General features: G+C 70.0%; 3 protein-coding genes and 2 pseudogenes. 1 reads left to right on the top strand and 4 read right to left on the bottom strand.

Going from position 1 to position 3,352, the window contains the following annotated elements; genetic code table 11:
* Nucleotides 1–184: pseudogene (locus GTP90_RS35095) on the top strand (DEAD/DEAH box helicase); the annotation flags it as partial.
* A 16-nt stretch (nt 185–200) separates the two neighbouring features.
* Here the strand turns inward: GTP90_RS35095 and GTP90_RS35090 are convergent.
* The 4 genes and pseudogenes from GTP90_RS35090 to GTP90_RS35075 form a co-directional block, all read right to left on the bottom strand.
* Nucleotides 201–1,052: a class I SAM-dependent methyltransferase gene (locus tag GTP90_RS35090; protein WP_161087840.1), complete on the bottom strand. Its 852-nt coding sequence runs from the start codon at nt 1,050–1,052 to the stop codon at nt 201–203.
* A 70-nt stretch (nt 1,053–1,122) separates the two neighbouring features.
* On the bottom strand, nt 1,123–2,262 hold the full coding sequence (locus GTP90_RS35085; protein ID WP_161087839.1) for an acyltransferase family protein: 1,140 nt from the start codon (nt 2,260–2,262) through the stop codon (nt 1,123–1,125).
* Nucleotides 2,263–2,337: 75 nt separating this feature from the next.
* Nucleotides 2,338–3,108, bottom strand: coding sequence for a PIG-L deacetylase family protein (locus tag GTP90_RS35080; RefSeq protein WP_161087838.1), 771 nt, complete (start codon nt 3,106–3,108; stop codon nt 2,338–2,340).
* Nucleotides 3,098–3,352: pseudogene (locus tag GTP90_RS35075) on the bottom strand (GNAT family N-acetyltransferase); the annotation flags it as partial. The pseudogene GTP90_RS35075 and the gene GTP90_RS35080, both read right to left, overlap by 11 nt.

The raw sequence follows: 3,352 nt of genomic DNA, 5'->3' as shown, positions 1-3,352 counted from the left end.
GCCGCGCGCCGCCGGCGCGCCGACCTACGGCAGCCGCCGCGAGAAGGTCGATCCATGGTTCCTCAAGCCGTACGAGCCGGCCAAGGCGCCGGCGCCGGCCGCCACCGCCAGCCTCGGCGGTGCGGCCACGGCCAAGCCCAAGCAGAAGCTGGCCTTCCTGCTGGGCGGCGCGCCCAAGCAGTAAGCCACGCCCCCGGCGTTCAGGGTTTGCGGTAGACGCAGACCACGATGTCGCTGGGGAAGGCGCGCAGCACCGGGATCGTCAGCATGACGGCCGCGTACTGCGCGTAGATGCTCAGCCAGCTTCCCTGGCCGGCGCAGCGCAGGCGCTCCAGCATGCTCTTGGCGCGCACCGCCGGCAGTTCCGCCTTGAGCCGCAATTCCAGTCCCTGCTGCCCCACCAGCTTGCTCAGATTCGCTGCCTCGAAGTAGTGCACGTGCGGCGACGGCAGCCCCTTCTGCCACAGCCGCTCGAACGGCGCCCGCCAGCCGGCGCGCGCGAACAGCTTGGACAGGCGATAGAAAAATCCCCGGCTGTTGGGCAGGTTCAGGATCAGGATGCCGCCCGGCGACAGCCGTTCGCGGCAGGCGGCCAGCGCCGAATGGATGTCCGGGATATGCTCGATCACGTCATTGAAGACAATCACGTCGAAGCGTTCGTCCGCCTCCAGCGCGTCGGGGAAGAAGCCGTTGCGCACCGGCAGGCCGCGGGCGGCGGTCTTCTCCGCCACGGCCGTATCCGGCTCCATGCCCAGCACCTCGAACTTGCCGCGCGCGGCCTCCAAAAACCAGCCGTGCGCGGCGCCCACGTCCAGCAGCCGGCGCGCGCCGGGCGGCGCCAGCGCGGCCGCGTAGCCGACGATGGTCTCGAAATTTTCCTGGCGGATGGCCTTCAGGCCGGCTTCGCGCTGGGCCTCGTCCACGTGCACATGGACCTCGGCGTCGTTGATGGTGGGCAGCAGCGCCGCGCTCTCGTAGCGGCAGGACGGACAGACGCGATGCCAGGGCGACAGCCCCGGCGCCGTTTGTTGCTTACAGACGATGCAATTCATTGGATCCCCAGGTAAAGCGTACGAACGAGGGGTTAAATGTATAGCAATATTGGCGGCGGGGCCAGCGTTTTCAAGCGCGGCGCGCGGCCGGCGCCGGCGCTGCCTGGGGCGCCGGCCGCGCCGGCAGCAGCTTGAGCAGGCCGTCGCGCACCAGGTTGGACAGCCCCTGTTCCAGGTAGCGGTGCGACAGCGCCGCCATCGCCACCGAGCACACGGTCGTCAGCAGGACCGACGGCCAGGTATGCCACAGCGGATCCAGGCCCTTCGCCATCAGGCGGTGCTGCAGCAGGGTGCCGGTGATCAGATGGGTCAGGTACAGCGAGTAGGATATCGACCCCAGCCAGAGGCACAGGGCCGGCACGCGGATCTGCACGGTCTTGCTGGCCAGCGCCATGGCCAGCACCATCAGCGCCAGCGGCCGGCCGTATTGGCTGGGGCCGTGGGTGTTCACCGCGCCGCTGTAGATCGCCCACAGCGCGTACGTCACGCCCAGCGCCAGCATGTGCCAGGCCAGCTGGCGGCTGCGCACGCGCAGCCATGGCAGGCTGTATAGCCAGCCGATCAGCACGCCGGCCAGGAACTCCAGCACGAAGGGGCTGGTGACGATGCTCAGGTAGCCGACCGGGTACACCGGACCGCCCTCGACGCTGAGATTGAAGCCGCGCTCGGCGTACGGCAGCACCAGCACCGTCAGCACCACCCAGGCCGCCAGCGCCACCCAGCGCAGGCGCTTGAACAGCATGCTGGCGGCGAAGATCAGGTAGAAATACATCTCGAATTCCAGCGTCCAGGCGACCACCAGGGTCAGGCCGAAGTACGGCGCCTGGCGCGGATCGGCCGGCAGCATGCCCAGCGTGTGCCAGAAGGCATGCCGGTTGGCGGCGTCGTGGAAGTACTCGACGCCGTACACCACGTACGCGAAGGCCAGCGTGGCGATGGCGTAGGCCGGCCACACGCGCGCGAAACGCTTGATCAGGAAGCGCGCCGCCTCGGCCGGGCCGCCGGCGGCGCCGGCGGTCGAGTAGTACATGATGAAGCCGCTGATGAGGAAGAACAGGTCCACGCCCATCGCGCCGGGCGTGAGCAGCTGCTCGGCCAGCGGCCAGGAGGGCGTATTGAGCAACTGGTACCTGGCGTGGGTCAGCACCACCAGCACGGCGGCGATGCCGCGCAGCAGCTGCACCCAGTGCAGGTTTTTTTCTTGGTTCATGCGGTCTGTTACTTTCGGTGTTGGTTGGAGCGCCGCCATTCTATCCGCCCGGGGCGATAAGAATCTCTCCAAAACTCACCGGTGCGCCAACCAGTCGGCCATATCCTGTTGCATCGCTTCCCAGGTGTAGAAGCGGCGCTGCTCGTAGTACAGCGGGCCGTCGTGCGGGCGCTGCGCCAGCCGCGCCAGCGCGACCGGCTGCAGCTGCTGGCTGCCGTGGCGCAGGTAGTGCCACAGCACGAAGGGGAACAGGCCGACCCAGGTCTTCCACTGGCTCGGATAGCGCAGTAGCCGGCCCAGGTGGCGCAGGCGCGCGCCCCAGCCGATGGCCGCGCGCTCGACCGCGCCGTTGGCCGCCAGCGGCGCCAGCACGTTGAACCACGGCGCCCGGCGCCCGAAGGCGTTGTACAGCGAGTACTGGCGCAGCCGCGCGAGCAGGCCCAGCTTCTCGGCCGCGTGGGCCGCCAGGAAGTGCAGCGCGTCGTGGTCGTGGTGGCCGCCTTCCCAGGCCGTCACGCAGATCAGTTCGATATCGTCGAAGGACGCCAGCCACTCGCGCAGCCAGCCGCCGGCCGCCGCCATGTGGCGCGGCAGGGTGCCGTCGACGATGGCCAGGCGGTCGCCGGCAAAGGCCACCTCGCGCGCGTCCACGCCCATGCCGGCCAGCACCGCCAGCGATTCGGCGTTGCGGCGCGGGCCGGAGCCGGCCGCGCCCTCGGTCAGGTAGGCGCAGGCCACGCGGCGTCCGCGCCGCAGGCTGTCCTCGATGGCCTGGAACACGCCGTACTCGTCGTCCTGGTGGGCGAACAGGAACAGCGCCGTGCCGGCGGGGCGCTTAGTAGGCATCGAAGTCGAGGAAGCTGAAGCGGATCGCGGCCGGATCGAGCTGCGCCACGCGCCCGGACAGCGAGCGGTAGATCAGGTTCAGCGGCGACGGCCGCAGGCGCTGCGGGATCGACGGGTAGCCGGTGAAGCGGCGCTCGTTGTCCGGCACCAGGCCGAGGAACAGGCGCGCCGGCGCCCAGCCGCCTGCCACCTGGTTGGCGTCCGGCGCGGCGCCGGCCGGCAGCGCCAGCTCGCCGTAGGCGCG

It is taken from the genome of Duganella vulcania (genome assembly GCF_009857655.1).
GTDB lineage: Bacteria > Pseudomonadota > Gammaproteobacteria > Burkholderiales > Burkholderiaceae_D > Rugamonas > Rugamonas vulcania.
This window is presented reverse-complemented; position numbering and strand designations above follow the sequence as displayed.